The 26,311-nt window shown below is 64.7% G+C and carries 24 protein-coding genes; 8 read left to right on the forward strand and 16 right to left on the reverse strand.

What is annotated here, in order from left to right:
* Positions 1 to 14: 14 nt before the first annotated feature.
* The 5 genes from ACYVKQ_RS19065 to ACYVKQ_RS19085 form a co-directional block, all read right to left on the reverse strand.
* Entirely contained in the window at positions 15 to 1,268 is a 1,254-nt protein-coding gene (locus ACYVKQ_RS19065; protein WP_460676947.1) for a sensor histidine kinase, read from the reverse strand.
* A gap of 12 nt (positions 1,269 to 1,280) precedes the next feature.
* Positions 1,281 to 1,727 carry a response regulator gene (locus ACYVKQ_RS19070; protein WP_460676948.1) on the reverse strand — a complete coding sequence of 149 codons (447 nt, stop codon included), beginning with the start codon at positions 1,725 to 1,727 and terminating at the stop codon, positions 1,281 to 1,283.
* Positions 1,728 to 4,040 (reverse strand): ATP-binding protein, encoded by a 2,313-nt coding sequence (locus tag ACYVKQ_RS19075; protein ID WP_460676949.1) that lies wholly within the window; start codon positions 4,038 to 4,040, stop codon positions 1,728 to 1,730. It abuts the gene before it with no gap.
* A complete protein-coding gene (locus tag ACYVKQ_RS19080; RefSeq protein WP_460676950.1) occupies positions 4,022 to 4,588 on the reverse strand; it encodes a biliverdin-producing heme oxygenase in 567 nt (188 codons plus the stop codon). Before ACYVKQ_RS19080 ends, ACYVKQ_RS19075 begins: the two co-directional genes overlap by 19 nt.
* Positions 4,589 to 4,768: 180 nt before the next feature.
* Entirely contained in the window at positions 4,769 to 6,346 is a 1,578-nt protein-coding gene (locus ACYVKQ_RS19085; RefSeq protein ID WP_460676951.1) for a DEAD/DEAH box helicase, read from the reverse strand.
* Positions 6,347 to 6,615: 269 nt separating this feature from the next.
* On the opposite strand from ACYVKQ_RS19085, the gene ACYVKQ_RS19090 reads away from it, so the two are divergent.
* Positions 6,616 to 7,275, forward strand: a complete 660-nt coding sequence (locus ACYVKQ_RS19090; RefSeq protein ID WP_460676952.1) for an NAD-dependent epimerase/dehydratase family protein — start codon at positions 6,616 to 6,618, stop codon at positions 7,273 to 7,275.
* Here the strand turns inward: ACYVKQ_RS19090 and ACYVKQ_RS19095 are convergent.
* Entirely contained in the window at positions 7,272 to 8,072 is an 801-nt protein-coding gene (locus ACYVKQ_RS19095) for a hypothetical protein (protein ID WP_460676953.1), read from the reverse strand. The genes ACYVKQ_RS19090 and ACYVKQ_RS19095 overlap by 4 nt on opposite strands.
* A 25-nt stretch (positions 8,073 to 8,097) precedes the next feature.
* Positions 8,098 to 9,162, reverse strand: a complete 1,065-nt coding sequence (locus ACYVKQ_RS19100) for a Gfo/Idh/MocA family oxidoreductase (RefSeq protein ID WP_460676954.1) — start codon at positions 9,160 to 9,162, stop codon at positions 8,098 to 8,100.
* 156 nt (positions 9,163 to 9,318) lie between these two features.
* On the opposite strand from ACYVKQ_RS19100, the gene ACYVKQ_RS19105 reads away from it, so the two are divergent.
* Both ACYVKQ_RS19105 and ACYVKQ_RS19110 read left to right on the forward strand, forming a co-directional pair.
* A complete protein-coding gene (locus ACYVKQ_RS19105; protein ID WP_460676955.1) occupies positions 9,319 to 10,518 on the forward strand; it encodes a CaiB/BaiF CoA transferase family protein in 1,200 nt (399 codons plus the stop codon).
* A gap of 91 nt (positions 10,519 to 10,609) precedes the next feature.
* Positions 10,610 to 11,512, forward strand: coding sequence for a hypothetical protein (locus ACYVKQ_RS19110; protein WP_460676956.1), 903 nt, complete (start codon positions 10,610 to 10,612; stop codon positions 11,510 to 11,512).
* A gap of 86 nt (positions 11,513 to 11,598) precedes the next feature.
* Here the strand turns inward: ACYVKQ_RS19110 and trpS are convergent, their stop codons facing one another.
* The 6 genes from trpS to ACYVKQ_RS19140 form a co-directional block, all read right to left on the reverse strand.
* Positions 11,599 to 12,576, reverse strand: a complete 978-nt coding sequence (gene trpS, locus ACYVKQ_RS19115; protein WP_460676957.1) for a tryptophan--tRNA ligase — start codon at positions 12,574 to 12,576, stop codon at positions 11,599 to 11,601.
* 9 nt (positions 12,577 to 12,585) lie between these two features.
* Entirely contained in the window at positions 12,586 to 13,170 is a 585-nt protein-coding gene (locus ACYVKQ_RS19120; RefSeq protein WP_460676958.1) for a hypothetical protein, read from the reverse strand.
* Positions 13,171 to 13,348: 178 nt separating this feature from the next.
* A complete protein-coding gene (locus ACYVKQ_RS19125) occupies positions 13,349 to 14,122 on the reverse strand; it encodes a queuosine precursor transporter (protein WP_460676959.1) in 774 nt (257 codons plus the stop codon).
* A gap of 101 nt (positions 14,123 to 14,223) precedes the next feature.
* On the reverse strand, positions 14,224 to 15,195 hold the full coding sequence (locus ACYVKQ_RS19130; protein WP_460676960.1) for a ribonuclease Z: 972 nt from the start codon (positions 15,193 to 15,195) through the stop codon (positions 14,224 to 14,226).
* A gap of 73 nt (positions 15,196 to 15,268) precedes the next feature.
* Complete coding sequence (locus ACYVKQ_RS19135; protein WP_078012567.1) at positions 15,269 to 15,643, reverse strand: STAS domain-containing protein; 375 nt, start codon at positions 15,641 to 15,643, stop codon at positions 15,269 to 15,271.
* A gap of 109 nt (positions 15,644 to 15,752) precedes the next feature.
* Positions 15,753 to 16,583: a DUF4198 domain-containing protein gene (locus tag ACYVKQ_RS19140; RefSeq protein ID WP_460676961.1), complete on the reverse strand. Its 831-nt coding sequence runs from the start codon at positions 16,581 to 16,583 to the stop codon at positions 15,753 to 15,755.
* A 282-nt stretch (positions 16,584 to 16,865) separates the two neighbouring features.
* On the opposite strand from ACYVKQ_RS19140, the gene ACYVKQ_RS19145 reads away from it, so the two are divergent.
* The gene (locus ACYVKQ_RS19145) at positions 16,866 to 17,897 is read left to right on the forward strand and encodes a fasciclin domain-containing protein (protein ID WP_460676962.1); all 1,032 of its coding nucleotides are present in this window, start codon (positions 16,866 to 16,868) and stop codon (positions 17,895 to 17,897) included.
* An 84-nt stretch (positions 17,898 to 17,981) separates the two neighbouring features.
* Here ACYVKQ_RS19145 and ACYVKQ_RS19150 read toward each other — a convergent pair whose 3' ends face one another.
* Together ACYVKQ_RS19150 and ACYVKQ_RS19155 are read right to left on the reverse strand one after the other, a co-directional pair.
* A complete protein-coding gene (locus ACYVKQ_RS19150; protein ID WP_460676963.1) occupies positions 17,982 to 19,826 on the reverse strand; it encodes a glycosyltransferase in 1,845 nt (614 codons plus the stop codon).
* A 128-nt stretch (positions 19,827 to 19,954) separates the two neighbouring features.
* Positions 19,955 to 21,805 carry an alpha-amylase family glycosyl hydrolase gene (locus ACYVKQ_RS19155; RefSeq protein ID WP_460676964.1) on the reverse strand — a complete coding sequence of 617 codons (1,851 nt, stop codon included), beginning with the start codon at positions 21,803 to 21,805 and terminating at the stop codon, positions 19,955 to 19,957.
* A 183-nt stretch (positions 21,806 to 21,988) separates the two neighbouring features.
* On the opposite strand from ACYVKQ_RS19155, the gene ACYVKQ_RS19160 reads away from it, so the two are divergent.
* The 3 genes from ACYVKQ_RS19160 (at position 21,989) to ACYVKQ_RS19170 (ending at position 24,341) form a co-directional block, all read left to right on the forward strand.
* Entirely contained in the window at positions 21,989 to 23,089 is a 1,101-nt protein-coding gene (locus ACYVKQ_RS19160; protein ID WP_460676965.1) for a class I SAM-dependent methyltransferase, read from the forward strand.
* Positions 23,090 to 23,163: 74 nt separating this feature from the next.
* The gene (locus ACYVKQ_RS19165; RefSeq protein WP_460676966.1) at positions 23,164 to 23,826 is read left to right on the forward strand and encodes a hypothetical protein; all 663 of its coding nucleotides are present in this window, start codon (positions 23,164 to 23,166) and stop codon (positions 23,824 to 23,826) included.
* A 119-nt stretch (positions 23,827 to 23,945) separates the two neighbouring features.
* Positions 23,946 to 24,341, forward strand: coding sequence for a DUF6960 family protein (locus tag ACYVKQ_RS19170; RefSeq protein ID WP_460676967.1), 396 nt, complete (start codon positions 23,946 to 23,948; stop codon positions 24,339 to 24,341).
* A gap of 27 nt (positions 24,342 to 24,368) precedes the next feature.
* On the opposite strand, the gene ACYVKQ_RS19175 is transcribed toward ACYVKQ_RS19170, so the two are convergent.
* Entirely contained in the window at positions 24,369 to 25,034 is a 666-nt protein-coding gene (locus ACYVKQ_RS19175; protein WP_460676968.1) for a glycosyl hydrolase 108 family protein, read from the reverse strand.
* 321 nt (positions 25,035 to 25,355) lie between these two features.
* Between ACYVKQ_RS19175 and ACYVKQ_RS19180 the strand changes: the two genes are divergently transcribed.
* Positions 25,356 to 26,033, forward strand: coding sequence for a hypothetical protein (locus ACYVKQ_RS19180; RefSeq protein WP_460676969.1), 678 nt, complete (start codon positions 25,356 to 25,358; stop codon positions 26,031 to 26,033).
* The last annotated feature ends 278 nt before the right edge of the window (positions 26,034 to 26,311 follow it).

Raw genomic sequence — 26,311 nt, forward strand, 5'->3', positions numbered from 1 at the left:
CCGCGGGCCGGCGCCTAGCCGCGCAAAAACACCCGGAACGTGGTGCCGCTGCCTTCCTCGCTTTCCACCTCGATGCGTCCGCCGTGGGCCTGCACGAGGCGGTTCACCAGGAACAGGCCGACGCCGGTGCCGTCGCTGGCCTGGGGGTGGAAGCGCCGAAACAGCTGAAACAGCTCGGGCCCGTGGCGCTCCAGATTCATGCCCAGGCCGTTGTCGCGCACCTCCAGAATGGGCTGACCGGAAACCAGGCACGTGCGCAGGCACACCTGCGGCGTCCGCTCGGCGTGGCGGTATTTTAGGGCGTTGCTGAGCAGGTTTTGCAGGATGGTGCGCAGGTTGCTGCGCACGTACAGCAGCTCGGGCAGGGCCACGAAATCGGTGTGGATGACCGCCTGCGTGTCCTGGACCTGGGGCCGAATGGTTTGCAGCACGTCGGTCGTTAGCTCCGACAGCTGCACCAGCTCGGCCGTTTGCTCGCCGGGCTGCCGCTGCACCTGCACCACGGCGGCCAGGCCGTCGATGGTCGTCGTCAGATCCAGCAGCGACTCGTCGACGAGGCGGAGCACCAGTTCTTCCTCGGGGTCGTCGAAGCTGGCGCTGCGGCGCAGCTCCTCGAAGAGGCCGCGCAGGTTGTTGACGGGTTGCTTCAGGTCGTGCGAGGCCGTGTACACGAAGTTGTCCAGATCGGCGTTGGTGCGGGCCAGCTGCTGATTGGCTGTGCCCAAGGCCTGGTTGCGGGCCTGAATAGCGGCGTTGGCCGACACGAGCTGCCCGTTGGTTTGCTGCAGCTGCTGGCGCGTCTGCGTCAGCTCGCCGAGCGAGTCGCGCAGCTGCTTATTGACGGCCTGCAACTCCGCGTGCTGCCGGGCCAGGTGCTGGCGCCACTCGTTTTTCTCGATGGCGTGCAGCACCGTCTTGCCGAGCAGCTCGTGGTCGAAGTGCTGCTTGACGAGGTAGTCCAGCGCGCCGTTGTTGAGGGCGCGCACGGCCAGCAGCTCGCTGCCGCCACCGGTTATCATCACCACGCACAAGGTCTCGGCCGGGGCCAGCTGCTGCAGGTCGGCCAGAAAGCTCAGGCCGTCGGTGTCGGGCAGGTTATAGTCGAGCAGCACGCAGTCGGGCCGCTGTACCTGAAACTGACGCAGGCCTTCCTCGCCCGAGGACGCTTCGGAAATGTCGAGTGGATCGGCACCGATGTACTTGCGCAGGTAGCGCTTGTAAAGCATCCGGTCGTGCTCGTTGTCGTCCACGAGTAAGATCTTCTTCACGCCGCTTCCGCTCTAGCTCATCGCCGGTAATTCCGCCGTGTTCAGCCAGTAATTCACCAGCAAACGGGTTTTTTCCTCCAGGGTGGCGTACTCGATGGGCTTGGTCAGGTAGCTGTTGGCCCCCAGCCGGTAGCACTCCTCGATGTCGCGCGAGTTGGTGGAGGTACTGAAGATGATGACCGGGATGGAGCGCAGCTGCGGGTCTTGCTTGAGGGCGCCGAGCACCACGCGCCCGTCGGTGCCGGGCAGGTTCAGGTCGAGCAGCACGAAAGCCGGCAGCTGCTGCGGCCAGCCCGGGCGCTTGCCGTAGCCTTGCAGGTATTCCAGGGCCTGGTCGCCGTCTTCGCAGCGCAGCAAGGGGTTCGGCAACGCATGCTTGCGAAAGGCGCGTCCCAGGGCGGTGAAGTCCTCCACGCTGTCTTCCACTACCAGAATGGGTTTGAGGGGTAAGGCTGTCACTTAAAGGTGTTTAGAAACGGAAAAGTAAAAGGTGGAGCCACGGCCTAGTACGGAATCAACCCACATTTCGCCGTCGTGGCGCTCCACCATTTTCTTGGCAATGGCCAGACCTGCGCCCGTACCGCCGCCGTATTTGTCCTGCGCGTGCAAGCGCTTGAAGATCTTGAAGATGTTGTGGTGGTGCTTCGGGTCGATGCCGATGCCGTTGTCCTGCACGGCGAAAACGTAATGCGTCGGGTTGCCGGTTCCCCGCGGGCCGTACACCCCGGCCGGGGCCATGCCAATGGTTATCAGGCACTCAGGGGCATCGTGGTAGCGCATGGCGTTGGTGAGCAGGTTCTGCAATACCTCCCGGATGCGCACCTCGTCGCAGCGGATGGTGGGCAGCGGAGCCTGTATCTGCACCGTGGCCCGCAGCTGATCCAGGCGCGGCTGAAGCATGTCCAGCACCTCCGCCAGCATCTCGTTCAGGTCGGTTTCCTGCACCGTGAGTTCCAGCCGGCCCAGGCGCGCCAGCTGCAGCAGCGACTCGATCAATCCCTCCATGCGCTGGCTCAGGCGCACCAGGGTCTGCAGCTTGCTCACGCCCTCCGCGTCGAGTTGCGCAGCGTAGTCCTCGAGCAGGAAGATGGAATAGTTGTGGATGCCGCGCAGCGGCTCCTTCAAATCGTGCGAGGCCACGTAGGCAAAGGAGTCCAGCTCGTCGTTGCTGCGCTCCAGCTCCGAGTTGAGCCGGCTCAGCGAGGCCGCCCGGGCCTGCAGCTCGTTGAAGATTTTCAGGCGGATGTCGGAGAGGTGCAGGCGGATTTCCTGCGCCGCCTCGATTTCCATGGGCCGCCACGGCGCCGAGGTGTTGTCGACCAGCTGCCGCCAGGCTTCAAACGACTGCCGCGGCGAGAGGTGCAGCCGCCCGTCCTGCATCACCTCGGCCTTCTGCTCTTTGCCGGCCCAGGTTACGGTCTGCATCACCTCCGGCCGAAACCAGAGGATGTAGTCGCCGGGCTCCTGCGAAAGCGAAATGGCAACGATGCCGCTGGCCGTGCCCCGGATGGCCACGCCGGCGGGGTTGTGGCGGGCGTAGGAGGTCGTGTAAAACACGTCCTGCGGCACGTGCTGGCGCAGCCACTCGGTTAGCTCCACAATCTGGGGCTGGGTGGGCGTGGTGCCGAGCGTGATAATGTCGCCCTCGAAGCAGATGGCCGCCCCGCCGCAGTCGATGACGTCCATGACCGTGGGCCGGCGCTGGTAAAGGCCCTCCATGAAGTTGGCGTGGCGCCCCACCTGCTCAAACAGGCGCACCTGCGTTTCGCGGATGCGCAGCTGGTAGGCATAGTCGTCGCTTTGCAGCTTGCTCTTGAGCAGCGCCGAAAAGGTTTTGCCGATGAACAGGCACAGCTCGCGCAGCTCGTAGCTAACGAGCCGCGGCGTGAGGTGGTGGCAGGTCATGAGCCCCCAGAGCTTGCCGTCGACGATGATGGAAATCGTCATGGTGGCCGCCACGCCCATGTTGCGCAGGTATTCCAGGTGAATCGGCGACACGCTGCGCAGCACCGCGTAGGTCATGTCGGGCGGGCGCCCGGCCGTGGGGTGGAGCACCGGTACCAGCGGCGCCGGCTGGTACGCCACGTCGGGAATAAAGCGCAGCCAGTTTTTCAGGTACAGCGCCCGCGCCTGCGGCGGAATGTCGGTGGCGGGGTAGTGCAGGCCCAGAAACGGGTCCAGGTCGGCGCGCTTGGCCTCGGCCACCACCTCGCCGCTGGCGTCCTCGGCGAAGCGGTACATTACCACCCGGTCGAAGCCGGTGATGTCGCGGATCTGCTCCACGGCGTGCTGGCAAAACTCCAGCACCGAGCCCGCGGCCAGCATCTGGCCCAGGGCCACGTTCAGGGAGGGCAGATCCAGCACGCTGGCGCCTGATTCGGCCACGGGCTCAAACTCCAGCCACAGCAGCTCGTCGTAGCGGTGCAAAATGAGCTTGTAAAACGGCTGGCCCGCCACTTCGTCGAGGCGTACGCCCAGCAGCTTCGTTGTTTCGGTAAGCGTGGCGTAGCTGGGCTCGATGCCGGCCAGCTGCTCGGGGCTCAACAGGCGCTCCAGGCCTTGGCCCAGCAGGTCTTCGGCTTCGATGCCGATCAGCTCCCCGGTATTGCGGCTGGCGTGCACCACGCGGCGGGTGCCGGCGTCGAGGCAGAGCAGGAAGCCGTAGGGCTGCACCGAGCCCGGAATGTGAATGGGTTCCCGGTCGCAGTTGGTGAGCGTAACGGGGGCGTTCAGCAGCGCCTCGTCGGAGTAGACTACGGTTGCTCGATCCATGCGTGCAGGCGTTCAAAAGTGAGGACGGCAGCCGCCACGATGTCGGCTTCGTTGGCTTCGGTGGCCTCGGCCGCCAGGAGCTGGCAAAAGGCCTTCCACCGCAGGCCGGTCAGCTCGCCGTAGCCGGTGAAGTAACGCCGGGTGCTGATGCCGGCCTTGGCCAGCTGGCGCGTAATCAGCTGCCCGCCCAGGGTGGAGCCTTCCATGACGTACAGGGCACCCAGCAGCTGCGCGCGGGTGTGCAGTGGCGGCAGAGCCGGGCACAGCGGCAGAGCTTCCGCGTCGGGCAGGTCCTCCCGGATCAGCGAAGCGCGGTAGCGCTGCTCCAGCTCCCAGGCCGGCTCGAACTCGGCCGCGTGGCGGCGTATCTCGGCTTCGTAGGGCACCAGAAAGCCGTACAGCTTGCCCAGAAACCGCGCCGTCGCCTCTGCCGAAACCGTCCCCGCGCTTAGCTCCTGATTGAACTGGTTCTGCTCCAGGGCTGCGTGCTGAGCGTGGGTCCCGCGGCGCAGTTGCTGCAGAATATCAGAGCGGGTGGCAATAGGCATAGGCAAAGGGCGCGTCAACAAGCAGGCAATTTCACAAGACTAGGTGGGAAGTACAAATCTTTCGCGTATTGGTGTAGATGAATGAGCAGGGTTGAAAAGGATAATATTAACATATAAAAAAGCATATATTAAGGGTGAACGAACTAAAAAACCCTGCCGGGTTACCGGCAGGGTTTCTTGTTATTCTCCTACACTGGGTGCTTCTGCGGCTACCGTGGCCCCTTCCGGGCGCGGCCCACAGCCGCTGCGGTTGCGGCCGCCGCGCTTGCGGCGGCGCTTGGCCGCCTCGCCGCCTTCGCCGGTTTCCGCGCCCACGGCCGGGGCCTCCACTTCCCCGGCCAGCAGGGCGGCGGAGTCGGTAGCGACTACGGCGCCTTCGGGGCGCGGCTTGCTGCGGCGCTTCTTGCGGCGCTTTTTCTGCTCAGCGGTTTCGGCCGTGACGGCCACCGCGGCTTCGTCTTCCGCTTCGGCGGCTGGAGCCGCAAGGCGCGGAGCCGGGGCCGGATGAGCCGGGCGCTCGGCGGAGCGGCCCGAGCCGCTGCGGCTTGGGCCGCCAAAGGGCGACTTGCTGCGGCCGCCCGGGCCGGCCGCGCCGCGGCCGCGGTATTTCTTCGGGTCAAATTCCGGCGACGGGCCGATTTCGGGCGGCGTGGGGTTTTTCACCAGCTCCCGCTCGATGAGCTTCTCGATTTTCACCACCGCGTCTTGGTCGTGGTCCGACACGAACGTAATGGCCATGCCCGAGGTGCCGGCGCGGGCCGTGCGGCCGATGCGGTGCACGTAGTCCTCCGCGTCGCGCGGCAGGTCGAAGTTCACCACGTGGCTCAGCTCGCTCACGTCGATGCCGCGCGACATCACGTCGGTGGCTACCAGAATCTGGAACTGCTTGTTCTTGAACTCGCGCAGCACCTGCTCGCGCTCCTCCTGCGTGCGGTCGGAGGTGATGCCGCGCACGTTCAGGCCTTTCTTGCGCAGGGCGCGCTCGATGGGCCCCACGTTCATCTTGCGCGAGGTAAACAGGATCATGCTCTGCACGTCCAGCTCGCCGATGAGGTGCTCCAGCAAAGCCAGCTTCATGGTGTCGTACACCATGTAGAGCTGCTGGTTGATGTTTTCGGCCGGCTTCGACACGGCCAGGCGGATTTCCTCCGGCTCGTGCAGGATCTTCTTCGAGAAGTCGCGGATCTTGTTCGGCATGGTGGCCGAGAAGAGCAAGGTCTGGCGCTTGGTAGGCAGCTGGTTGACAATCTGGATGATGTCGTCCGAGAAGCCCATGTCCAGCATCTTGTCGGCCTCGTCGAGGATGAGGAAGTCGATCTGGTCGAGCTTCACGTAGCCCAGCTGCATGTGGGCGATGAGGCGGCCCGGCGTGGCGATGATGATGTCGGCGCCCTGGGTGAGGGCACGCTTCTGCTGCTCCCAGTTTTCGCTCTTGCCGCCGCCGTAAATGGCAATGGACGAAGCCCCGACGTGGTAGCCGAAGCCTTCCACCTGCTCGTCGATCTGCTTGGCCAGCTCGCGCGTGGGGCAGAGGATGAGGGCGGTGGTGTGGGCCGGCCGCTCGTAGGCAATGAAGTCGAGCACGGGCAGCAGGTAAGCGGCGGTTTTGCCGGTGCCGGTTTGGGCGCAGGCAATCAGGTCTTTACCCGCCAGCACGGCCGGAATGGCCTGTTCCTGAATGGGGGAGGGCTTGGAGTAGCCCATGCCGTGTACCCCGTCGGCTACGTCGGGGTGGAGTTGGAAATCGTCGAACGTCAAGGGTTCAGCAAATTGGGTTGAGAAGATGGCTGACCTTGGGTTCCTGGTCAGCAAACAGCAGCGTATTCTTGGTAAAGATACGCGAATTCAACAGGCGTCGCGCCGGGATGGTTCGCCCGCTTACATTATTCGGTGTCTATGTTTCCGCCCTGGCGCGGCCCAAACCGGCCAGCCCCGCAGCTGGTGGGGCGGGCATAAAGTATTTCCGGCGCGTGGCCGACGTATGAGTAAGCACTCTGTGTCATCCTGCTTCTCGTTTTTCTTTTTCCATGAAAGTAATTGTCACCGGCGCCACCGGCATGGTGGGCGAAGGCGTCCTGCTCGAATGCCTGCAGGACCCAGGCATCAGCCACGTATTGGTCGTCACGCGCCGGCCCACCGGGCGGCAGCACCCCAAGCTGCGGGAAGTGCTGCTGCAGGACTTCGAGCACCCCGAATCCATCGAGGCGGATCTGCGCGGCTACGACGCCTGCTATTTCTGCCTGGGCGTGTCGTCGGTAGGGATGAAGGAGCCCGAGTACACGCGCCTCACCTACGACCTGACGCTGGGCTTTGCCCGCACCCTGGCCCGGCTGAACCCTGGGATGACGTTCTGCTACGTGTCGGGCGCGGGCACCGACTCCTCGGAGAAAGGCCGGCAGATGTGGGCCCGCGTGAAGGGTCGTACCGAAAACGAGCTGCTGCGCCTGCCGTTCCGGGCCGCTTATATGTTCCGGCCAGGCTTTATGAAAGCCACGCCGGGACAGCAAAACGTACTGCCCATGTACAAGTACATCGCCTGGCTGTATCCCGTCGCCCGCCAGCTCGCGCCCGGCTTCGTTTCCACCATGGCCGAAGTGGGCCGGGCCATGATCAACGTGACGCGGCACGGCTACGCGAAGCCGGTGCTGGAAGTGAAGGACATCGTAGCGCTGGCGCAGCGCTCCTAGCAGTGCCGCTGCCGGGCCTCCTCGCGCATCAGCTCCACGGCGTCGATGATGGTGAAGCTGCGGGTGTCGTGGACGAGGAACTTGCCGTTGCCGATACCACGCGCCGGAACCCCGGGCAGGTTGCCGAAGCGCTTCACCCGGTCGTGGAGGTTCCACCAGTAGAAGCCGGTTTTGTCCTTGTAAGAACCCCAGAAGATGACGTTGTCGCGGCTGGCAGTAAGAGCTGTTGCGCCCCGGAAATCCAAAGGCGTGAGCCAAGATTGCAGTTGAAAATCAGTCAGCCGAAGCTCGTGCAGTTTGAATTCCGGATTGGCATAGAATAGCACGCAATCAGGACCATGGGGACACAGGGCGTAGCAGTCCAGAATGAACTCCGTTTGGCTGGAATTGAAGCCAAACACCTGCCGACCGGCGAAGTCAAATACGGCCAGTCCGTCGCCGGCGGGGGGCGGTTCGCCGGCCGCCTCATCAAAGTAGGAAATGACGATGCGGTCGGCCAGCACGAGCACATCTTCCACCGCGTCGCCGGCATCGAACGAAAGCAGCAACTCGCCAGCCGTCGAGAAAAGAAACGCGTTGTTGTGCTGGTCGCGTCTGGCTTCCACCAGCAAAAAACGCTCAGCGTCAAACCGGCGAATGAGTGGAAACTCGAACTTCCGTTTCAGCGGTAGCCGCCAGTGGTTCGACCAGACTTCGCCGTGGTCCAGCAAGGCCACGAATTGCCCGTGCTCATCCGCGTCCAGGGTAAGAATATGTTGCTGGCCGCAGTCCAGCGGGTAGGTGGTGATGGCCGTCATGGATTGAGCAGAGGGGCCGCTGAAATCATCGGGAACCAGCGGCTGCTTCCCCGGTCATCTCCCAGGCGTCGTCGGGTGCCGTGAGCACCCGCAGTTGCCACAGCAGCTGCTCGCCGGTGATGGGGTAGGGGGCACCGTGCCGCAGCGACTGGTACACGGCTTCGAACAAGTGCAGGTAGTCGCCCTTGGGCGCGGGCACGCCGGACGTGATGCGCTGGCCGTCTGCCCCGACCACCGTCAGCTGCCCGGCCGATTCGGCGGGTTCCACGCCGTAGGCGGCATCCCGCGGCGACAGGGCGGCGTTGAGCTGGGCTTCTTGCACGTCGGCGCGGGGCTTGAGGTAGCTACCCTGGGTGCCGTGCAGCACGTAGGACGGCAGCGGTTCGGCAATGACCAGGCCGCCCGCCAGCGTGACGAGCGGGCCTTCGGGGTACAGCAGCTGCAGGTGAAAGTAGTCATCGACCTGCGAGCCGGGGCGGAACCGGCCCCGGGTGCGGCGGATGCGCGCGGGCGGGCCAAAGAGGCTCAGCGCCTGATCCAGAATGTGGGGGCCGAGGTCGAACAGCAGGCCACTGCCGGGCGTTTCGGGCTGCTCCTTGAATAGCTTGTGGTGCAGCGCCAGCTTGTAGCGGTCGAACCGGAACGTGGCTTCGACGAGCGGCCCGAGCTGCCCGCTGTCGAGCACCTGCCGCACCGAGAGGAAGTCGGAGTCCCAGCGGCGGTTTTGGTAGGCGAAAAGCTGGCGGTTGACCGTGCGCGCCAGTTGCAGCAGCTCCTCCAGATCGGCTACGGAGGTGGCTACGGGCTTTTCCAACAACACGTGCTTGCCGGCCTGCAGGGCCTGCCGGGCCAGCGCCACGTGCGAATCGTTGGGCGTGTTCACCACCACCAGCTCGATGGCGGCGTCGGCGAGCAGGTCCGCCACCGAGTCGTAGCTGACGACGCTGGGGTAGCGCTCCTGCGCCTGCTTGCGGCTGCGCTCCACCACGGCCCGCAGCGCAAAGGCTGGGTGTGCCGCCACGAAGGGCGCGTGAAAAATCTGGCCCGACATGCCGTAGGCAAGCAGGCCGGTCTGGATGGCGTTGGTCATGGCGGCAAAATACGCGAAGTAGCCCGGGCGCGGTGCCGCTAAGGGGCAAAAGTTGCCCCGGAGCCCGCCGCAGGCCGCCCCCAGGGCCTCTCACTGGGGCGCCCGTGTACCATCCGCGCCGGAACGCGACCTTTGGTCCTTCAACCGCCTACGCCCGTGACTACTGCTGCTGCTGCTTCCTCCCATTCCGAACTTCCACTGGCTGGCCTGCGCGTGCTGGAGCTGGCTGCCGTGCTGGCTGGCCCGCAGGTCGGGCAGTTTCTGGCCGAGCTGGGGGCCGAGGTCGTCAAGATCGAGCCGCCGGCCGGCGACGTCACGCGGACCTGGCGCACCCCCGCCGAGCCGGCCGACGCCCGCGTGTCGGCCTATTTCGCCTGCGCCAATTGGGGCAAGCAGTCGGTGGTGGCTGACCTGCGCACGGCGGCCGGGCTGGCCACGGTGCACCGCCTGGCGGCGCAAAGCGACATCGTGCTGGCCAGCTACAAGCCCGGCGACGCCGAAAAACTGGGCGTGGACTACGCCACGCTGAGCGGGCTGAACCCGCGCCTGCTCTACGGACAGATTACCGGCTACGGCCCCCACGACCCGCGCGCCGGCTACGACGCGGTGGTGCAGGCCGAAGCCGGTTTCATGCACCTGAACGGGGAACCCGGCCAGCCTCCGCTCAAGATGCCGGTGGCGTTGATGGACCTGCTGGCCGCGCACCAGCTCAAGGAAGGCCTGCTCACGGCCCTCTACCGCCGCGAGCGAACGGGCCACGGCGCCCACGTGCAGGTGTCGCTGTGGGAGGCCGGGCTGGCGTCGCTGGCCAACCAGGGCAGCACCTACCTCGTCACCGGCCACGACCCGCAGCCGCTGGGCTCGGCCCACCCGAGCATTGCCCCTTACGGCACGGTGTACCAGGGGGCCGACGGCGTACGGCTGATTCTGGCCGTGGGCTCCGACCGGCAATTTCAGGACCTGTGCGCGGCCCTGCAGCGGCCAGAGTGGGCCGCCGACGCGCGCTTTCAGACCAACGGAGCCCGGGTGCGCCACCGGCAGCTGCTGGAGTCCTTGCTGCAACAGCGCATTGGCGAAACCAGCGGGGCGGCGCTGCTGGCGGCCTTGGCCGCCCAGGCCGTGCCGGCCGGGGCGGTACGTACGGCGGGCGAGGCGCTACGCCAGCCGAGTGCCGCGGGTATGCTGCTGCCGGCCCAACCCGGTTTTCCGCACCCAGGGCTGCGCACGGTGGCTTTTCGCAGCCCGCAGTGGGCCACGGTGCCGGCCCTGACGCCGCCCCCGCGTTTGGGGGCTGATTCGGCGGCGTTGGGCGGATCCGGGCCCTCGTCGGACGAAAATTCAACCCGGACGCGCTAAAGATTCGTAGCATTAGCTTACCAAGACCGGTGACGACTGCCCGGCGTCGCCCATACCTGCTTCTGACCCTAAAGGCCCTGCCTGCTCACCTATGCCCGAGGAAAACGACCACCCGACCCCGTCCGCTGAGTTCAACGAAAACCCGACCGAACTCGAAAACAAGCCCGCCAAAGCGCCCGGCCGCACCCGTAAAAAAGCCGGTACCGAGCCGGCCGACCAGTCCACTGCACCCGCCGAAGCCGCTCCGGCCGCCGAAAAAGCCGACGCTCATCCTGCCGAACCCGCTCCGGAAGAAGTAGAAGACAAGCTCGACATCATCTTCGAGGGGCTGCGGCAGAAGTCCACGGCCAAGCAGGCCATCTTCCGCAACACCCAGGCGGCCTTCGACTGCCTGCGCCGCGTCACGCAGGAGCTGGTGCTGGAGCTGACGCGCCGCATTTCGTCCGTGGACGCCAGCGTAGTCATCGAGTACCATCCCGTCAACGAGTTCGAGTTTCACATCCGGTTTTCCGGCGACCTGCTGGTGTTCGTGATGCACTCGAACATTATCACCTTCCCCGACGACTTTCCGCTGTTCGGCTCTCGCTACGTCAGCGACGATTTCCGCCGCCGCTTCTTCGGTCACATCATGGCCTACAACTTCATGGCCGACAGCATCAAGTACCAGCGCCTGAACGACCCGGGCTACCTGGTGGGCCGGCTGCTGATCAACATCGAAAACCACTACTACATCGAAGGCGCCAAGCAGCTCGACATGCCCGACAACGACATGGAGCACAACGTGGTGAACGAGGACGCCATGCGCCTGTACGTGGAAAGCGCCATGATTGCGGCCGTTAACAACGACCTGATGGCGCCGCCGATTCAAGACATTCAGAAAATCAGCGTGAAGCAGAAGCTGGAAAACCAGCAGGTAAGCCGCGGCAGCAAGGTGGGCTTCAACTTCCGCAGCGAGCAGCAGCGCCACCAAGGCTACGACGGTCTGACGTACTGAGAATGGCTGCATGGTTAAATGGCTGGTGGTTCTGAATTGCACACGTCAGAACCACCAGCCATTTAACCATGCAGCCATTTAGCCATTTACCTGGCTTGGTAGCCTACTTTCTCGCGCACTTTGTTGAGCACAGTAGTGCCGTAATCCTGCGCTTTGCGGGCCCCTTCGGCGAGGCGGCGGTCCACTTCCGGCAGGTTTTGCATGAAGTAGTTGAACTGCTCCCGCTCCTGGGCGAAGCGCGCGCGAATGACCTCAAACAGCGCCTGCTTGGCGTGGCCGTAGCCGTAGCCGCCGTTCAGGTAGTTCTGGCGCATTTCGGCCGTCTGCTCGGGCGCGGCCAGCAGCGAGAACAGCTTGAAGGTGGTGTCGGTATCGGGGTTTTTGGGCGCCTCCAGCGGCGTGCTGTCCGACACGATGCCGCGAATGTTCTTCAGCAGGGCTTTATCATCGAGGAAGATGTCGATGATGTTGCCGTACGACTTGCTCATCTTCTGCCCGTCGAGGCCCGGAATGGTCTGAATCTGCTCGTCGACGCGGGCCTGGGGCAGCACGAAGGTTTCGCCGTAGCGGTTGTTGAAACTGGAGGCAATGTCGCGCGCTATTTCCAGGTGCTGGATCTGGTCCTTGCCCACCGGCACGAAGTCCGCGTCGTACAGCAGAATGTCGGCTGCCATCAGCACGGGGTAGGTGAACAGGCCCGCATTCACGTCCGACAGCCGGTCCGACTTGTCCTTGAACGAGTGCGCGTTGGCCAGCATCGGGTAGGGCGTGAAGCAGGAGAGGTACCAGGTCAGCTCGGTCACCTGCGGCACGTCCGACTGCCGGTAGAACAGGTTCTTGTCGGTATCGAAGCCGCAGGCCAGCCAGGCGGCGGCCACGGAGTAGGTGTTGTGGCGCAGCAGCTCCGCGTCGCGCACTTGGGTGAGGGAGTGCAGGTCGGCAATGAACAGCAGCGACGTGTTGGCCGAGCTTTTGGACAGCTCAATAGCGGGCAGGATGGCGCCGAGCAGGTTGCCCAAATGCGGGCGGCCGGTGCTCTGAATGCCGGTGAGGATGCGGGACATGGGGCAAAGTTACGGCTGCTTGGCTACGAAACTGTTGTAAGAGCGAATGAACTGCAGCAGGTTGTCGTGGGTGATGCGCCCGTCGGCTAGGGCGGTGGCGTAGGCGGGTTGGTCGGCCACCAGCGGCCCGAGGGTTTCGCGCAGATTTTTGAGGTTGGCAAAGGGGCCGCTGCGGGCCGGTGCCTGCACCCATTCGCGGGCGCCGCGCCGGCGGATGAGCAGCATGGAATTGTCGTTGTAGCTCAGCACCTGCAGCGTGCCCCAGGCCTGCACCTCACCAAAGGCCGGGCCGGCGTCGGGGCCAAAGTCGCCCACCGGGCGGTAGCGGGTTTTGCCCAGCTGCATATAGGCCAGCTGAGCGGGCGTGTACTCCTGCTGCTGACCGTCCGGGGTTTTCACTTTCACCGTTACGTCCTCGGCCTCCTGGGCGTGGATGATGGTGATTTTGCCCTCGACGCGGGAGCTGTCGGGCAGCACGCAGAAGCCCTTCTGGCTGGTGTTCATGCGGCCGTACACCATGGGCATGCCAGGGGCCTGGGCCCGGGCCAGCTGCGCGGAAAATCCGGTCAGCAGGAGCAGGAGAAGCTTTTTCATAGATAAAATTAGCGTAAAAGCGGGCCGGGATGCTGGCCCCGGTTTGGGTGCTGGTTAGCTTTTGCGCCAGTTGTAGGCGCGCACGAAATCGGGGAATGACGTAGCGGGAAGTCTTTTCTGGCCATCAGGCTCAGTAGTTCGGCAGCCCACGCACTGACGGGTGAGAAATAGGACAAGCCTACACGCTCACGTTCTGGGCGGCCTCCTGCTGCAGCTCCACCGTCTCCGCTTTGCCCAGATACCGGTCGATGAGGGCGTGGGCCAGGTAGAGCACGGGCGTGAGGAGCACGGCGGCCGCGAATTTATACCAGTAGTTGGTGTTGGCCACCGTCAGCACTTGCTCAAAGCTCCAGTTGCCGAACACGTAGAACGCCACAAACAGGACCACGAAGGAGTCGACGAGCTGCGAAACGAGCGTGGAGCCGGTGGCCCGCAGCCAGATCAGGCGGCTGCCCGTGATGCGGCGCAGCGTCTGAAACACCGTCGCGTCGAGCACCTGCCCGACGAGAAAAGCCGCGATGGAGCCGATGATGATGTTGCCGCCCTGCCGGAAAATGCTCTGGTAAGCGTAGTCGATGTTGAAGGGCCGGCCGGCGGCATCGGTTTTGTTGACGTCGAGCCAGAAGGCGGCCGGCTGCAGCTTCGTGGTGGCGAAGATGATCAGGAAGGCATACACAATCAGCGCGGCCGTGAGCAGGCTTACCCGCAGCACGCCCTTGCGCCCGAAATACTCGTTGATGATGTCGGTGGTCACAAACACGGCCGGCCAGATGAGCACGCCCGCCGTCAGGTCGCCCGGCACCGACTCGGGCAGGCCCAGCAAGCCGTTGACGTGAAAAATCTTTACCCCGATGATTTCGGCCAGCAGCGCGTTGACGATGAAAATAGCGCTGAGCACCAGGTATAGCTGCTGCTTCTTGCGGGAAAACGACGAGTTGACTGGGTTAGACATCGTTAAAATAGCTTGTCAGTTGCAGGTTGTTAGAAAAAGAGCGGAAACGCAACCTCGGTCTTGACGGAACATAACCCCGGACAACTGACAACTGACAACTGCTACAGAGTCACCGTGAGGCCTTCCAGGGCCAGCTGCGTGGGTTCGAATTCGCGCCGGGCTTCGGCCAGCAGGGGCTGCAAGTCGCGGTAGCGGGAGGAGAAGTGCCCGATGAGCAGCTGCTTTACTTCGGCCAAGCGGGCCAGCTGCCCGGCCTGCCGCGCCGTGGAATGCCCGGTCTGCTGGGCGCGGTCGAGCATCTCGTGCAGGAAGGTCGATTCGTGGTAGAGCAGATCCACGCCCCGCACCAGGTCGGCCAGGCTTTCGAGGTACACGGTATCGGAGCAGTAAGCGTAGGCGCGGGGCGCCGCCGGAGCGACCGTCACGTCGGAGTGGCGCAGCCACACGTGGCCGGCGGCGTCCTGCAGGTCTTCGCCGCGGGTAAGGGCCTGCAGCTGCTCGGGCGAGAGGCCGGCGGGCAGCGCTTCCTTCACCAGCCGGCGGCGGCGCGGCTGCTCCCGAAACAGGTAGCCGCAGCACGGAATGCGGTGGCGCATGGGCAGGGTGTACACCTGCACCTGTGCGTCGGAGTACACCAGCTGGTGGCGCTCGGTATCGACGGCCACGAACTCCACGTCGTAGGCGAGGGGCGTACCGGAGCAGCGCAGCTGGGTGGTGATGACCTCATCGAGGCCGGCCGGGCCGAAGAGCTGCAGCGGCTCGGTGCGGCCCTGCAGGTGCAGCGTGCCCAGCAGGCCGAACAGGCCGAAGTAATGGTCGCCGTGCAGGTGCGAGATGAAGATGCGGTTGATGCGCCCGAAGCGGATGCGCTGCTCGATCAGGCGCTCCTGCGTGGCCTCGCCGCAATCGATCAGGTACGGCTCGCGGCCGATGGTCAGCACCTGCGCCGTGTGGTGGCGCCCGAGCATGGGCGTGGCCGAGGCGCTGCCGAGTATCGTTAGCTCAAACTCCAAAACAGTTGTCAGTTGCCAGTTGTAAGTTGTCAGCAGCGGCATGGCCTGAAGGGGCCGCAAAACAATAGAAGGTTGTCAGTTGTCAGCTTGCGAAACTGACAACTGACAACCTTCAACTGACAATCAGATCAGACTATTCCTTGCTGGTCAGGTCACGCTCGATGGCGTGCAGGAAGATGCGGTCGATGCCTTCTTCTACCGTCGGCAGGATGTGCAGCACCGATTCCAGCTTGGAGATGGTGATGAGCTTCATCACGTGATCCTGCAGGCCCGTCAGCACCAGCAGCCCCCCGGTGGAGTTGCACAGGCGGTTGGCAATCAGAATCGAGCTCAACCCCGACGAGTCGGTGTACTTCACGTTTTGCAGGTCGAGGATCAGGTTGTTGATGCCCTCGGCGTTGAGCTTCACGAACTCCGATTTCAGATCGGGCGCGACGGTGGTGTCGAGCTTTTTCTCGTCAATCGTGATGATCGTGTAGTTCTCTTTTTTATCAATGGAGTACTTCATACCAGAGAGGAGGTTGCGTGCGGTAGGGGGGTAGGTTGCGAAGGTAAAAAAAAAACTTGTGTCTGAGAATCGTGTGAAGCCCTACGAAGTTATCTGTTTTCGAACATATTCAGCGCCCTGAATAGGCGAAGGTGAGCGACGCCCAGGTACTTTGCCAGTCGGCGCGGCCGGCCGGAGCGAGGGGTACCATGCGCACCGCGGCAAGCAAAACCTGGGCCGGGTACTGCAAGCGTAACAGCGCCCGGCCGTTTTGGTTGGTGTGCAGCGTAAAATGTTGCGGCGCGTGGCCGTCGGTAGGGCGCACCCATGCCTGCAGGGGCTGCCGCGGAGCAGGCTCACCCTCAGCTCGTACGAGCACGGTGAGCGAGGCGCCAGCTCGTAGAAGATACGGGTTTTGCTCCGGAATAATTTCGAGTGCATGGCCCAGTGCCCGACGAAATGTCGTGTCGGACGGGATGACAGGCCCGGCCTGCAGCAGCGTTTTGGCGCAGCGGCGGTATGCTTCCCGGCCGGGCTGACCTTGCTGCCGGCGCTGCTGGCGCAGGTATTGAGCGTTTTCCAGGCCCTGCTGCTTCAGGTACGCCTCAAATTCGGCGGCCGGCAGCGTCACGAAAGCTTCGGTGGTTTGCAAAGCCAGCAGGTGCGTGCCGGGCTGGGCCAGCACGACGGTAGTCTGCAGCGTATCGGTTTGACGAGCGGCGGCGGTCAGGTCGGTGCCCATAGCCACGCCGGGCTGCAGGTGCAACAGCTGCTCCAGGCGCGCACTGGCGCCCGTCCAGCGCGTGCCTTGGAAGGAAGCCCCCACCCAGCGGCCCAGGTGTACGCGGCTGCCGGGGGGCACGGTGAAGCGCGTAGGGGCCAACCAGAACTCATTGGCCGTAGCGGCGGTGGTCAGCAGGAGCAGGGGCAGCAGGAAGCGGTAGATGGTACAGCGGGGCATAAGTCGGTACGTATCGGGTGGCACTCAGGAACCCAGGCGAGGGCATCAATTGGGCCCGGTAATGCAGGAATCAGGTTGGAGGAAATAAAAAATGAATGTCAGGATGGTAGTCGGCACGGTAAGCCAAGGAGCAGCTGGCCGGCGGTCCAACACAACTGGCAATGGTACAAAGTGATAAGATAAGAGCGGTGGCAGCGCGCAAAGATGCAGCGTTCAACAACCTTTTCAGCAAAGACTAGTTTGTGTTTTGTCTAATGTTTGACACTTAAAAGTTAAACAAACATGCCAACCACACCAAACTTCTTATGGCGGGGCCTGAGCCGCGCGTTGATGATCGGCTCCATGTTCGCCGCCCTGGGGCTCACCGCTTGCGACGACGACGACGACGCGGGCAACCCGACGCCGCAGTCCAACATTGTACAGCTGGCTCAGGCCAATGCCAACCTCTCGACCCTGGTGGCCGCCGTGCAGAAGGCCGATTTGGTGTCGACGCTGAGCGGCAGCACCGAGCTGACGGTGTTTGCGCCCACCAACGACGCGTTTACCCAGTTGCCGGCGCCGTTCAACAACGCGCAAAGCATCGGCGCTATCACCGACCCGGCGCAGATTGCTACGTTGCGCGGCATTCTGCTGTACCACGTGACGGCCGGCGACCTGGACGCCAGTGAGCTGCAGGCCCGCGCCTACACGACGCAGCGGACGGCTACAACCGGCATCAACGACAACAGCATCTACCTCAGCAAGCCCGCCGCGGGCGGCGTGTTCATCAACGGTAACACCCGCGTAACCCAGGCCGATATCGACGCCAGCAACGGCGTCGTGCACGTCGTAGACCGTGTGCTGGTACCGCCCACCCAGCGGATTTCGGACATCGTGGTGGCTTCGAGCAACGCCGCCACGCCGCAGTTCCGGCAGCTGCTGCGGGCCCTGCAGCGCCCAGCCGCCGCTACGCTCCTGGCCGCGGCCGCCAACGCTAGCGCCAACCTGACGGTGTTTGCGCCCACCGATGCCGCCTTCCAGGCCCTGCTCACGCAGCTGAACCTCACCAGCATTGACCAGATACCCGATGCCACGCTGGTGAGCGTGCTGCAGCTGCACATCGTAAACAACGCCCGCGCCTTCTCGCCGGACCTGACCAACGGCCAGACCGTGCCCACGCTGAACGGCAACGTGACCGTGGGCGTGGGCGGCAACGCCGTAACCGTGCGCGGTGCCGGCAACGGCACGACGCCTGCCAACGTGGCTACGGCCAATGTACTGGCTACCAATGGCGTCATTCACGTCATCGACCGCGTACTACTGCCGCAGCCCTGAGCCGGCGCTTTATGCTGACGACACACCAACGCCCGGCCAAGTGGTCGGGCGTTGGTGTGTCAGCGGGGTTCGTTGAGACCTGAATTACTCTCGCTCCAGGGCCAGCTTGTAGGCGTGGTCGTAGTACTGGCGGAGCTGGTGCCAGTCGAATTGCCCGGAGGAGCTTTCCACCTGGTTGCGCTGCGCGATTCGCTCGCGGCGGTTGAGCATCACGAAGCGCCAGAGCATGTCGGTCAGCTCCTCGGCGGCCTCGTCGAAACTGCGCTCCTTGCGGCGCACCACGAAGATGCCTTTCTGCTCGTGGTCGGGCACGTGCTGCTGCACGTAGTCGCCGAAACCGGAGAGGTCGGAGGTGATGGCCGGCACGCCGCGGGCCACGCACTCCAGCGGGGTGTAGCCCCAAGGCTCGTAGTAGCTGGGGAAGATGCCCAGGTGGCAGCCGCGCACAAACTGCCCGTACTCCATGCCGAACAGGGGCGAGGAGGGCGACACGAAATCGGGGTGGTACACGATTTTGACGCGGTCGTGGCGGTTGTTGACCAGGTTGGAGCGGCGCACAAAGTCGAGGATTTCGTCGTTGGCGTCGTCCACCAGGTTGTGGGTGACGACCGGGGGCAGGCGGGTGGTTTTCCAGCTCTGCAGGGCGCGGCGGTAGCGCAGCTTCCAGTAGTCGTCGGCCAGGTCGCTGAGGTTGGGCAGCTGGTAGTCGGAGGCGCTGGCCGCCTGGTAAAACAGCCGCTCGCCCACCTGCTGCTCGATGGCGCGGCAGGTGTCCTGCACCTCGTCGAGCATGGCGCGGCTCTGCAGCACCTCGGGGTTGATGCTGTGGTAGGGGCGCTTGGTAATCAGGAACAGCACCACCTGGCCCTCCAGCCCGCTCTGCTGAATGCGGTAGTTCAGGCGGGCGCAGGCCTCCAGCGTCAGGTCGAAGCCCTTGTTGTGGTACTCGTAGCGGCCCGAGGTGAAGAAGTACAGCGTCTTGTCCAGGTCGAAGGAGTACGACTGGAAAAAGTGCGCCATCACAAATTCGTGGATCTTCGACTTGTACTGCTGGTGCAGGTTCTGAAACTCGTGCAGGGCCACGAACCGCTCGATGTTCAGCCCGTTGGGCAGCACCGCGTCGGGGATGCGGTCGAGCAGGTAGATACACTCCCGCACCGTCAGCTCCGACACGGTGGTGAACACGTGGGCGCCGTGGGCGGCGGCGCGCTCCATGCGCACGGCCGTGTCGATGTTGAAGTGCCGGGCCTCCCGCTCCCAGTCCACGTACAGCAGGTGCTCGTAGAAGTTGGGGTCGTTCATGGCCAGGTAGCGGCCCAGGAGCGTGGCGTGGGTGGTAAACACCAGCTTGGCCGTGGTTTGCTCGCGGCGCAGGGCCGGGATGGCCGTGCCCGTCATCCACTCGTGGAAGTGGGCCAGGATGGGGTGCCCGGCCGCGGCGGCCTCGGCTTCCACCGTCTGGATAAAGCGCGCCGCCAAGTGGCCGAAAGCCGTCACCTGGTGCAGCAAATCGTCGCTTTCCTGCGAGGGAATGTGGTGCTGCTCCCACAGGTCTTTTTTCAACTGGCCGAGCTGGTTGTACACCTGAAACGGCGACATGAGCACTACGCGCGGCTTGCCCGTGACGAGCCAGTGGCCGTAGTGCACCTCCAGGCCCTGCTGGCGCAGGCGGCGCACGGCGCGGGCAATGGGGTCGTGGTAGGCGGCGGCCAGCTGCGTGTCCGAGAGGGGCTCAAACTCGGCCTGGGCCTGCTGCGGAAAATAAGGCCCGAGCAGGCAGTACCGCTCGTTCCACACTTCCACAGTGGCGGGCACCTTGGAGCGAATAACGGTGTAAATACCGCCCACCTGATTGCAGACTTCCCAGGCAACTTCAAGAAGCAAGGCGTTGGGGGCAACGGTTTCGGGCGTGGGGGCGGGAAACTGCATGGAAAACGGGGATTAGCGGAGTTCCGGCAAGATATAGGCCGGGGCGGCATTTCTACCGCGCGGCGCGCAGGAAAAGCGCGCCGGCGCCCCGAATGATTTCGGGGCGCCGGCGCGTGGGCCACACGGCGTTAGTCCGGTTCCTGCGAGATGATCAGCACCGAGTACGGGGCCAGGCCAAAGCGGCCGCTGAACGCGCAGCCGTCGTACTCGCCTTCGTCGGCCTGCGTGTCCACGCTCTCGAAGTTGCCGAACTCCTGGTCGTAGCCGGCCCAGTCGGAGTTGAAGCGCACGCGCCAGTGTCCGCCCGCCGGCAGGCCGATGGTGTACGCTTCGTGGCTGCGGTCGGCGAAGTTGCAGAGCACGATGGTCGTGTCGCCGGGGCCGCCCGCGTCCCAGCGGCTAAAGGCCAGTATTTTTTCCTCGTCGTTGAGGTGGAGCACCGCGGTGTGCTGGCCCAGCAGGCCGCGGGTGCAGCCGCGCAGGTTGCGGCGCAGCGCAATCAGGTCGCGGTACAGGTGCACGAGGCCTTGAAACTGGTCCTCGCGGCTCCAGTCCAGCGGCTGGTCGTCGGAGAAGAAGCCGTCGGCGAGCATGGGCTGGCCCTGAAACACCATCGGAATGCCGGGGGCCGTGAGCACCAGGGCGGCGCCCAGGGTGGAGCGCTTCTTCGGAAACCAGGAGGCCGCGTCGCCGGGCATGATTTCCTCCGGCACCCGCGCCTTGCCGTTGGCCACCTCGTCGTGCGACTCGGTGTAGATGACGCGCTGGAAGGCGTCACCGTTGTAGCACTGGGTGATGGCCGCGGCCACGGCCGCCATGCTGCGGTCGTGGTCGTGGGGGGCCACCAGCGCCTCGCGCACCGGGTACACGAAAGCCGCGTCCCACTGGGCCGAAAAGCCCTGCCCGCCGTCCTCGGGCGCTTTGGTGATGTACTCGTTGCCGAGCAGGTCTTCGGCGATGGTGATTTTCCAGGGCATGCGCGCCCGGATTTCCTCGTTGATCCACTGCATCAGGCTCCAGCCCTCGGGCAGGTCGCGCGCCGGGTCGCTGGTGCCGTCCACGTTGCGGATGTGGGCAATGGCGTCGGCGCGCAGCCCGTCCACGCGGTATTCTTCCAGCCACTGCAGGGCGTTGTCGCGGATGTAGCAGCGCACCGCGTCGCGGCCGAAGTCGGGGCGGTTGTGGCCCCAGGGCGTTTCGGCGCGCCAGTCGTTGTAGAAGTAGATGCCGCCGCCGTCGTTTTCCTGCCAGCCGTCGAACTGCCACAGGTCCAGGTCGCCGGGCCCGAAGTGGTTGTAGACCACGTCCAGAATCACGGCAATGCCGCGGCGGTGGGCCTGCTTGACAAACTCCTTGAAGGCGCGCGGCCCGCCGTAGTCGGTTTCGATGGCAAACGGGTGGGCCGGGTTGTAGCCCCACGACATGCTGCCCGGAAACTCAGTGGCGGGCATGATTTCCACGGCGTTGATGCCCAGGTCGCGCAGGTAATCCAGCTTCTCGATGGCGTCGAGAAAGGTGCCGGGGCGGCCGGGCTCGGGCGCGTAAAACGTGCCCACGTGCAGCTCGTACACCACCAGCTCGTTCCAGGCGGGCATGTCGAAGTGGTCGTCGGCCCAGTCGAAACTTGGGTCGTGCACCACGGAGTTGCCAGCCGAGTGGGTGACTTCGCGGGCGTAGGGGTCGTTGCGGGTCAGTTCGTGGCCCTCGGCCGTGCGCAGCCAGAACTTGTATTCGGTGCCGGCCGGCAGGCCGGGCACGTCGGCGGCCCAGTAGCCATCGGATTCGGCCTGCAAAGGGTTAACCGTGGCGTTCCAGTCGTTGAAGGGGCCCACCACGGCCACGGCTTCGGCGTGCGGGGCCCACACGCGAAACGCGGTGCCGGCCGGGTGCAGCAGGGCGCCCATTCCAGCGGGCAGGGCAGCCGCAGACGGCGCCGCGGGGGCGCGGCGCGTTTTTTTCGAGGTTGAAGAAGTAGGCATGGAAGAGAAAGAAAGCGGCAAAATCAGTAGGCACTAACTCGCATTGTCGAGTTTAGGTTGTGCCGGGCCGTGGCGGCGTTGGCTCAGGTACAACAACGATTTGACTATCTTGATAGTAGCGGCTCCGAAACGCCCGCTGGGGCAACGCCCCGCACCCGCAAGGCCACTTTAGCTCCCGATGCCATGGAAACCACTGCAACTGCCCAGGCCACCACCGCGGAGGCCTTTTCCGACCGCCTTTTCCAGGCCCTGCTGGGCACCTTCGACCTGTTCAGCATCTACCTGGGCGTAAAGCTGGGCTACTACCAGGCCCTGGCGCAGAGCGGGCCGCTCACGGCCGCCCAGCTGGCCCGCCGCACCGGCACCGACGCCCGCTACGCCCGCGAGTGGCTGGAGCAGCAGGCCGTGGCCGAGCTGCTCCGCGTGGACGACGAAGCCGCACCGGCCGAGCAGCGACGGTTTGCGCTGCCGCCCGCCCACGCCGAAGTGCTGACCGACGAGGCGAGCCCGCAGTACCTCGCGCCGCTGGCCCAGCTGGCCGCCGGCGTGGTGCATCCGCTGCCGGCGGTGGTGGCCGCGTACCGCAGCGGCGGCGGCCTGCCCTTCGCCGCCTACGGCCCCGACATGCGCGAGGGCCAGGCCGCGCAGAACCGCACCATGTTTCTGCAGCAGCTGGGCCAGGAGTGGCTGCCCGCCATTCCCGATGTGCACGCCCGCCTGCAGGCCCGGCCCGCGGCCCGCGTCGCCGATATCGGCTGCGGCGCCGCCTGGTCGGCCATCGGCATGGCGCAGTGCTACCCCGGCATTCAGGTAGATGGCTTCGATCTGGACGAAGAATCGGTGGCGCTGGCCCGGGCCAACGTGGCGGCGGCTGGCCTGACGGACCGGGTGCGCATCCACTGGCAGGACGCGGCCAACGCCTCCCTGGCCGCCGGGCACTACGACCTGGTGACGGCCTTCGAGTGCATCCACGACATGGCACAGCCCGTGGCGGTGCTGCGGGCCATGCGCCGCCTGGCCGGCCCCCAGGGCGCGGTGCTGGTGATGGACGAGCGGGTGGCCGAGCAGTTTACGGTCAGCGGCGACCCCGTCGAGCGGCTGATGTACGGCTGGAGCATCCTGCACTGCCTGCCGGTGGGCAAAGCGCAGGAGCCGTCGGCCGAAACCGGCACCGTGATGCGCCCCGCCACGCTGGCCCGCTACGCCCGCGGCGCGGGCTTCGGCCGCACGGAGATTCTGCCCGTGGAGCAGCCGTTCTTCCGCTTCTACCGCCTGCATGCCTGAGCCGCAAGGCAGCTCCCGCCGACCGGGGCCGGGCCGCGTTGCACGGGCCGCCGATTTTGCCGTGCTTGGCAGCCGTGAACACGCCCGCCTCCGACCGCATTACCCTCTACCACCGCCACCACGCCCGCCAGCAGCGCGCCAAAGGCCTTTCGCACCTGGTGCCGGCCATGGTGCTGCTCGGCAGCGTGCTCGGCCTGCTGAAAGGGGAGGCGTGGAGCTGGGTGACGGTGGCCGAAGTGGTGGTGGGCGCGGCTTACCTCGCCTTGCTGGTGCGCGAGCTGCTGCACCTGCGGCGCCACCCGCACCACCGCGAGCCGGTGGCCTGGCTGGAGCTGGCCGCGGCCGCCATCCTCGCCCTGGAGGGCTACCACATCTGGCACCGCCACCACGAAGCGGCGCTGAGCAGCGGCGTGCACCGTTTCCACACGCTGCCCTGGCTTTACTGGGCACTGGCGCTGGTGTTCGTGGGGCTGGCGTTCGGGTTGCGCCGGCTCGATGCCCGGCGCTTTCTGCACCTGCACCCGGAGGGCTTCAGCCTGCGCAAGCACCCCTTCGCGCTGGCCCGCCACTGGCGCTGGGCCGAGCTGGACGCCGTGGTGCCGGCCGCCCCGGCCGAGGTGCTGGTCCGGCGGCGGGACGGCCGCGAGCAGCGCATTTCCTTCGCCAACATGCACGACAGCGCGGCCCTGCGCGACCGGCTGCTGGCCCACGCGGCCGCGCACATGCCGGCCCGCTAGCCCGCCCGGCTAATCTTCCAGCTCACCCCAGCGCCGGGCCTCGCTACTTTTGCCGCCCGCCGAACCCGCGGCGCGGCGCCGGTGTTTTACCGGCTCACGTTCCATCGAAATTACTTCCCGTGCCTCGTCCGATGCTCCAATACGGCCTCTATGGCTGGACTCCCGCTTACGGCTATTCCTACCTGCACCCGGCCAACCGCCGCTCCTTCGAGTGGATCGACCCGATCGACAAAGTGTTCGAGAAGATAGCCGAAGACGAGGACTGGATTACGCTGCGCTACGACGAGAAGCAGTACCTGGTCCGCCCCGAGCTGTTCCGGCCCATTCAGCGCCCCCCGTTCGGCTTCGGCGACGCGGTGGAAGCCGTCGACATCAAGCCCGGGCAGCTGCGGGTGCGCGGCCTCGTGTCCGACATCATGTGGGACGAGCGCCTCGACCGGGCGCGCTACCAGGTGGTGGCCCGCAAAAAAAAGGTGCCCCGCGTGTACGAGGCCGACGAGCTGCGGGCGGGCTAGCGCGGCCGGCCCACCCGCAGCCGCCCATTAGGCTACGAACGCTTCGTGCGTGCGGCCCAGCCAGCTGGCCAGGTACTTCTGCATGCGCGCGTCGGTATGCAGGTTGAGGTGCTGCTCGAAAAACTGGTGCCAGGGGGCCAGCGCCACGGCCTCGGCGGGCGTGTAGCTGCCGGCGCGGTAGTTATAGAAGGCCCGCCGCATGGCCACGAAGCGCTGGTAAAAACGACCGGCATCCGCGGCGTTGAGGGCATCGACGCTCAGCGGCCCAATCTCCCCATCGACGGTTAGCCGGGCCCCGAACTCGGTGTTGAGCAGGTACTGCCACATCTTGGCGGGGCGGGCCGTGCCGGCATTCACGCCGTGGTCGGCCAGCTGGTCGGCAACGGACTGCGAGTGCACCGCGTCTAGGCGCAAGGGGTTCCAGTAAGCGGCTTTGTAAAACGCCTGCACCGCGGCGGCCAGGCCTGCGTCGGCGGCCAGGGCCTGGTTGAGCGCGTGCCAGTCGGCCGCGGGCACCGGATGCGGCAGCCCCAGCCGGGCCTTTACCGCGTCGATGGTGGGCCAGCCGGCCCAGTGCGGATTGGCGGTCCGGGCCACGCCGCGGTACGTTTCGCCGCCGGGGTCCAGGGCATCATGGCAGTAGCCGCCTTCGTTGGCTAGCAGGGTAGGAAAGTAGTGCGCAAAGTCGGCCATAGCAACAGGAATGGGATGAGAGGATAAGAACGGCCTATACTACCCAAAAACCGTGAATAATACGATTGTGTGTTGATAACACAATCAAGGGATTGGGTTTCTGGCTAGTATTTATTTATTGGTGTAATTAATTGTGGCTGTGGTTTTTCGTAGTAATGATTTATTATGTCAATTTAGCGCCGTTGGTAGTTTGCAAAACAAGGCAGGGCGACTAGACTGCCTGAGACATTTTCTCCCTTACATTCGGTAGCGTATGGCCCTTGATTTACAACAGGACGCAATTATCCTACGGTATCCGTTCCCGAAGCCCAGCCCGGGCGCTTGGATGCCGTCAAAGGCGTGATTCCCGACTCCGGCAACGTGAGCGGCATCGAAGTGCGGCTATCCCGCCTGCACGTGAAGGACAACCACACGCCCCGCGTGCCGCCCTTTCCCGGCTACGCCAACCTGTACCTGCTGGTGGTCGTCATCGATGACCAGATGAACGAGCCCCGCACGCTCAGCCTCGACAGCTTTGCCCGCGTCGATGACAACGAGGACCTGCCGGTAAACCGCACCGCCTACTATTGGAAACAGGAGCAGCCGGGCCAGAAGCCCCCCAGCCAGGTTCAAGTGCTGGTATCGGTGCTCAAAAGCAAAAAGGCCCTGCGCGACACCGGCCAGGTACTGGCCACTGCGCAGAGCAACGACGCCTACAAAGGCCTGCTGGCGCAGGTGACAGCCGCCATTGCCAAAGCCCCGACGCAAACCGTCGGTCTGATTTTGCAGCTCGGCAACGTTGTCGGCTCGCTGCTCACCGATGTGGAGGATAAGACGTTGTTTACCCAAGTGGTAAGCTTTACCGACATCAACGGCGACTTCGACACGCTCGGCAAAACGCCCCACGAGCAGGAAAACCGTTACGTGACGTCCACGCTCACCATCGTCGTGCGCGACGCCGAGCGGGAGCAGGCCCTGGCGGCCCTGTCCGGCCCGGCGCCCTTCTCGAATCCTGCCTGATGCGCGTGGTTTTAGGATAGTTGCTTGCTAAAATTAGATTATTGGCTAGGTTTGCGCCAGCAGCTCCCCGCAGGAGCCCGGGCTGATAGACCCGGACAGCTTCCTGCCCCCTACACACCTATTTTCGAGGGCTATTTTTTTCTCCATTACTTGGGGCTTTTTGTCGTGCCCGGGTTATTGGTTTACAGGTCAAAAAAGCTGCTGAGAAAACCTGGTGGCATTGCTACAACCTCATAGCTATCTGTATCTTGGGGCATGACATGTACGCGGTGTGGCAG

The organism is Hymenobacter coalescens, from assembly GCF_054783195.1.

Coding starts and splice junctions, on each gene's coding strand:
- ACYVKQ_RS19075 (WP_460676949.1), bottom strand. CDS start 4,040: ATGGATCGAGCAACCGTAGTCTACTCCGACGAGGCGCTGCTGAACGCC.
- ACYVKQ_RS19080 (WP_460676950.1), bottom strand. CDS start 4,588: ATGCCTATTGCCACCCGCTCTGATATTCTGCAGCAACTGCGCCGCGGG.
- ACYVKQ_RS19090 (WP_460676952.1), top strand. CDS start 6,616: ATGAAAGTAATTGTCACCGGCGCCACCGGCATGGTGGGCGAAGGCGTC.
- ACYVKQ_RS19095 (WP_460676953.1), bottom strand. CDS start 8,072: ATGACGGCCATCACCACCTACCCGCTGGACTGCGGCCAGCAACATATT.
- ACYVKQ_RS19100 (WP_460676954.1), bottom strand. CDS start 9,162: ATGACCAACGCCATCCAGACCGGCCTGCTTGCCTACGGCATGTCGGGC.
- ACYVKQ_RS19110 (WP_460676956.1), top strand. CDS start 10,610: ATGCCCGAGGAAAACGACCACCCGACCCCGTCCGCTGAGTTCAACGAA.
- trpS (WP_460676957.1), bottom strand. CDS start 12,576: ATGTCCCGCATCCTCACCGGCATTCAGAGCACCGGCCGCCCGCATTTG.
- ACYVKQ_RS19120 (WP_460676958.1), bottom strand. CDS start 13,170: ATGAAAAAGCTTCTCCTGCTCCTGCTGACCGGATTTTCCGCGCAGCTG.
- ACYVKQ_RS19125 (WP_460676959.1), bottom strand. CDS start 14,122: ATGTCTAACCCAGTCAACTCGTCGTTTTCCCGCAAGAAGCAGCAGCTA.
- ACYVKQ_RS19135 (WP_078012567.1), bottom strand. CDS start 15,643: ATGAAGTACTCCATTGATAAAAAAGAGAACTACACGATCATCACGATT.
- ACYVKQ_RS19140 (WP_460676961.1), bottom strand. CDS start 16,583: ATGCCCCGCTGTACCATCTACCGCTTCCTGCTGCCCCTGCTCCTGCTG.
- ACYVKQ_RS19145 (WP_460676962.1), top strand. CDS start 16,866: ATGCCAACCACACCAAACTTCTTATGGCGGGGCCTGAGCCGCGCGTTG.
- ACYVKQ_RS19150 (WP_460676963.1), bottom strand. CDS start 19,826: ATGCAGTTTCCCGCCCCCACGCCCGAAACCGTTGCCCCCAACGCCTTG.
- ACYVKQ_RS19155 (WP_460676964.1), bottom strand. CDS start 21,805: ATGCCTACTTCTTCAACCTCGAAAAAAACGCGCCGCGCCCCCGCGGCG.
- ACYVKQ_RS19160 (WP_460676965.1), top strand. CDS start 21,989: ATGGAAACCACTGCAACTGCCCAGGCCACCACCGCGGAGGCCTTTTCC.
- ACYVKQ_RS19175 (WP_460676968.1), bottom strand. CDS start 25,034: ATGGCCGACTTTGCGCACTACTTTCCTACCCTGCTAGCCAACGAAGGC.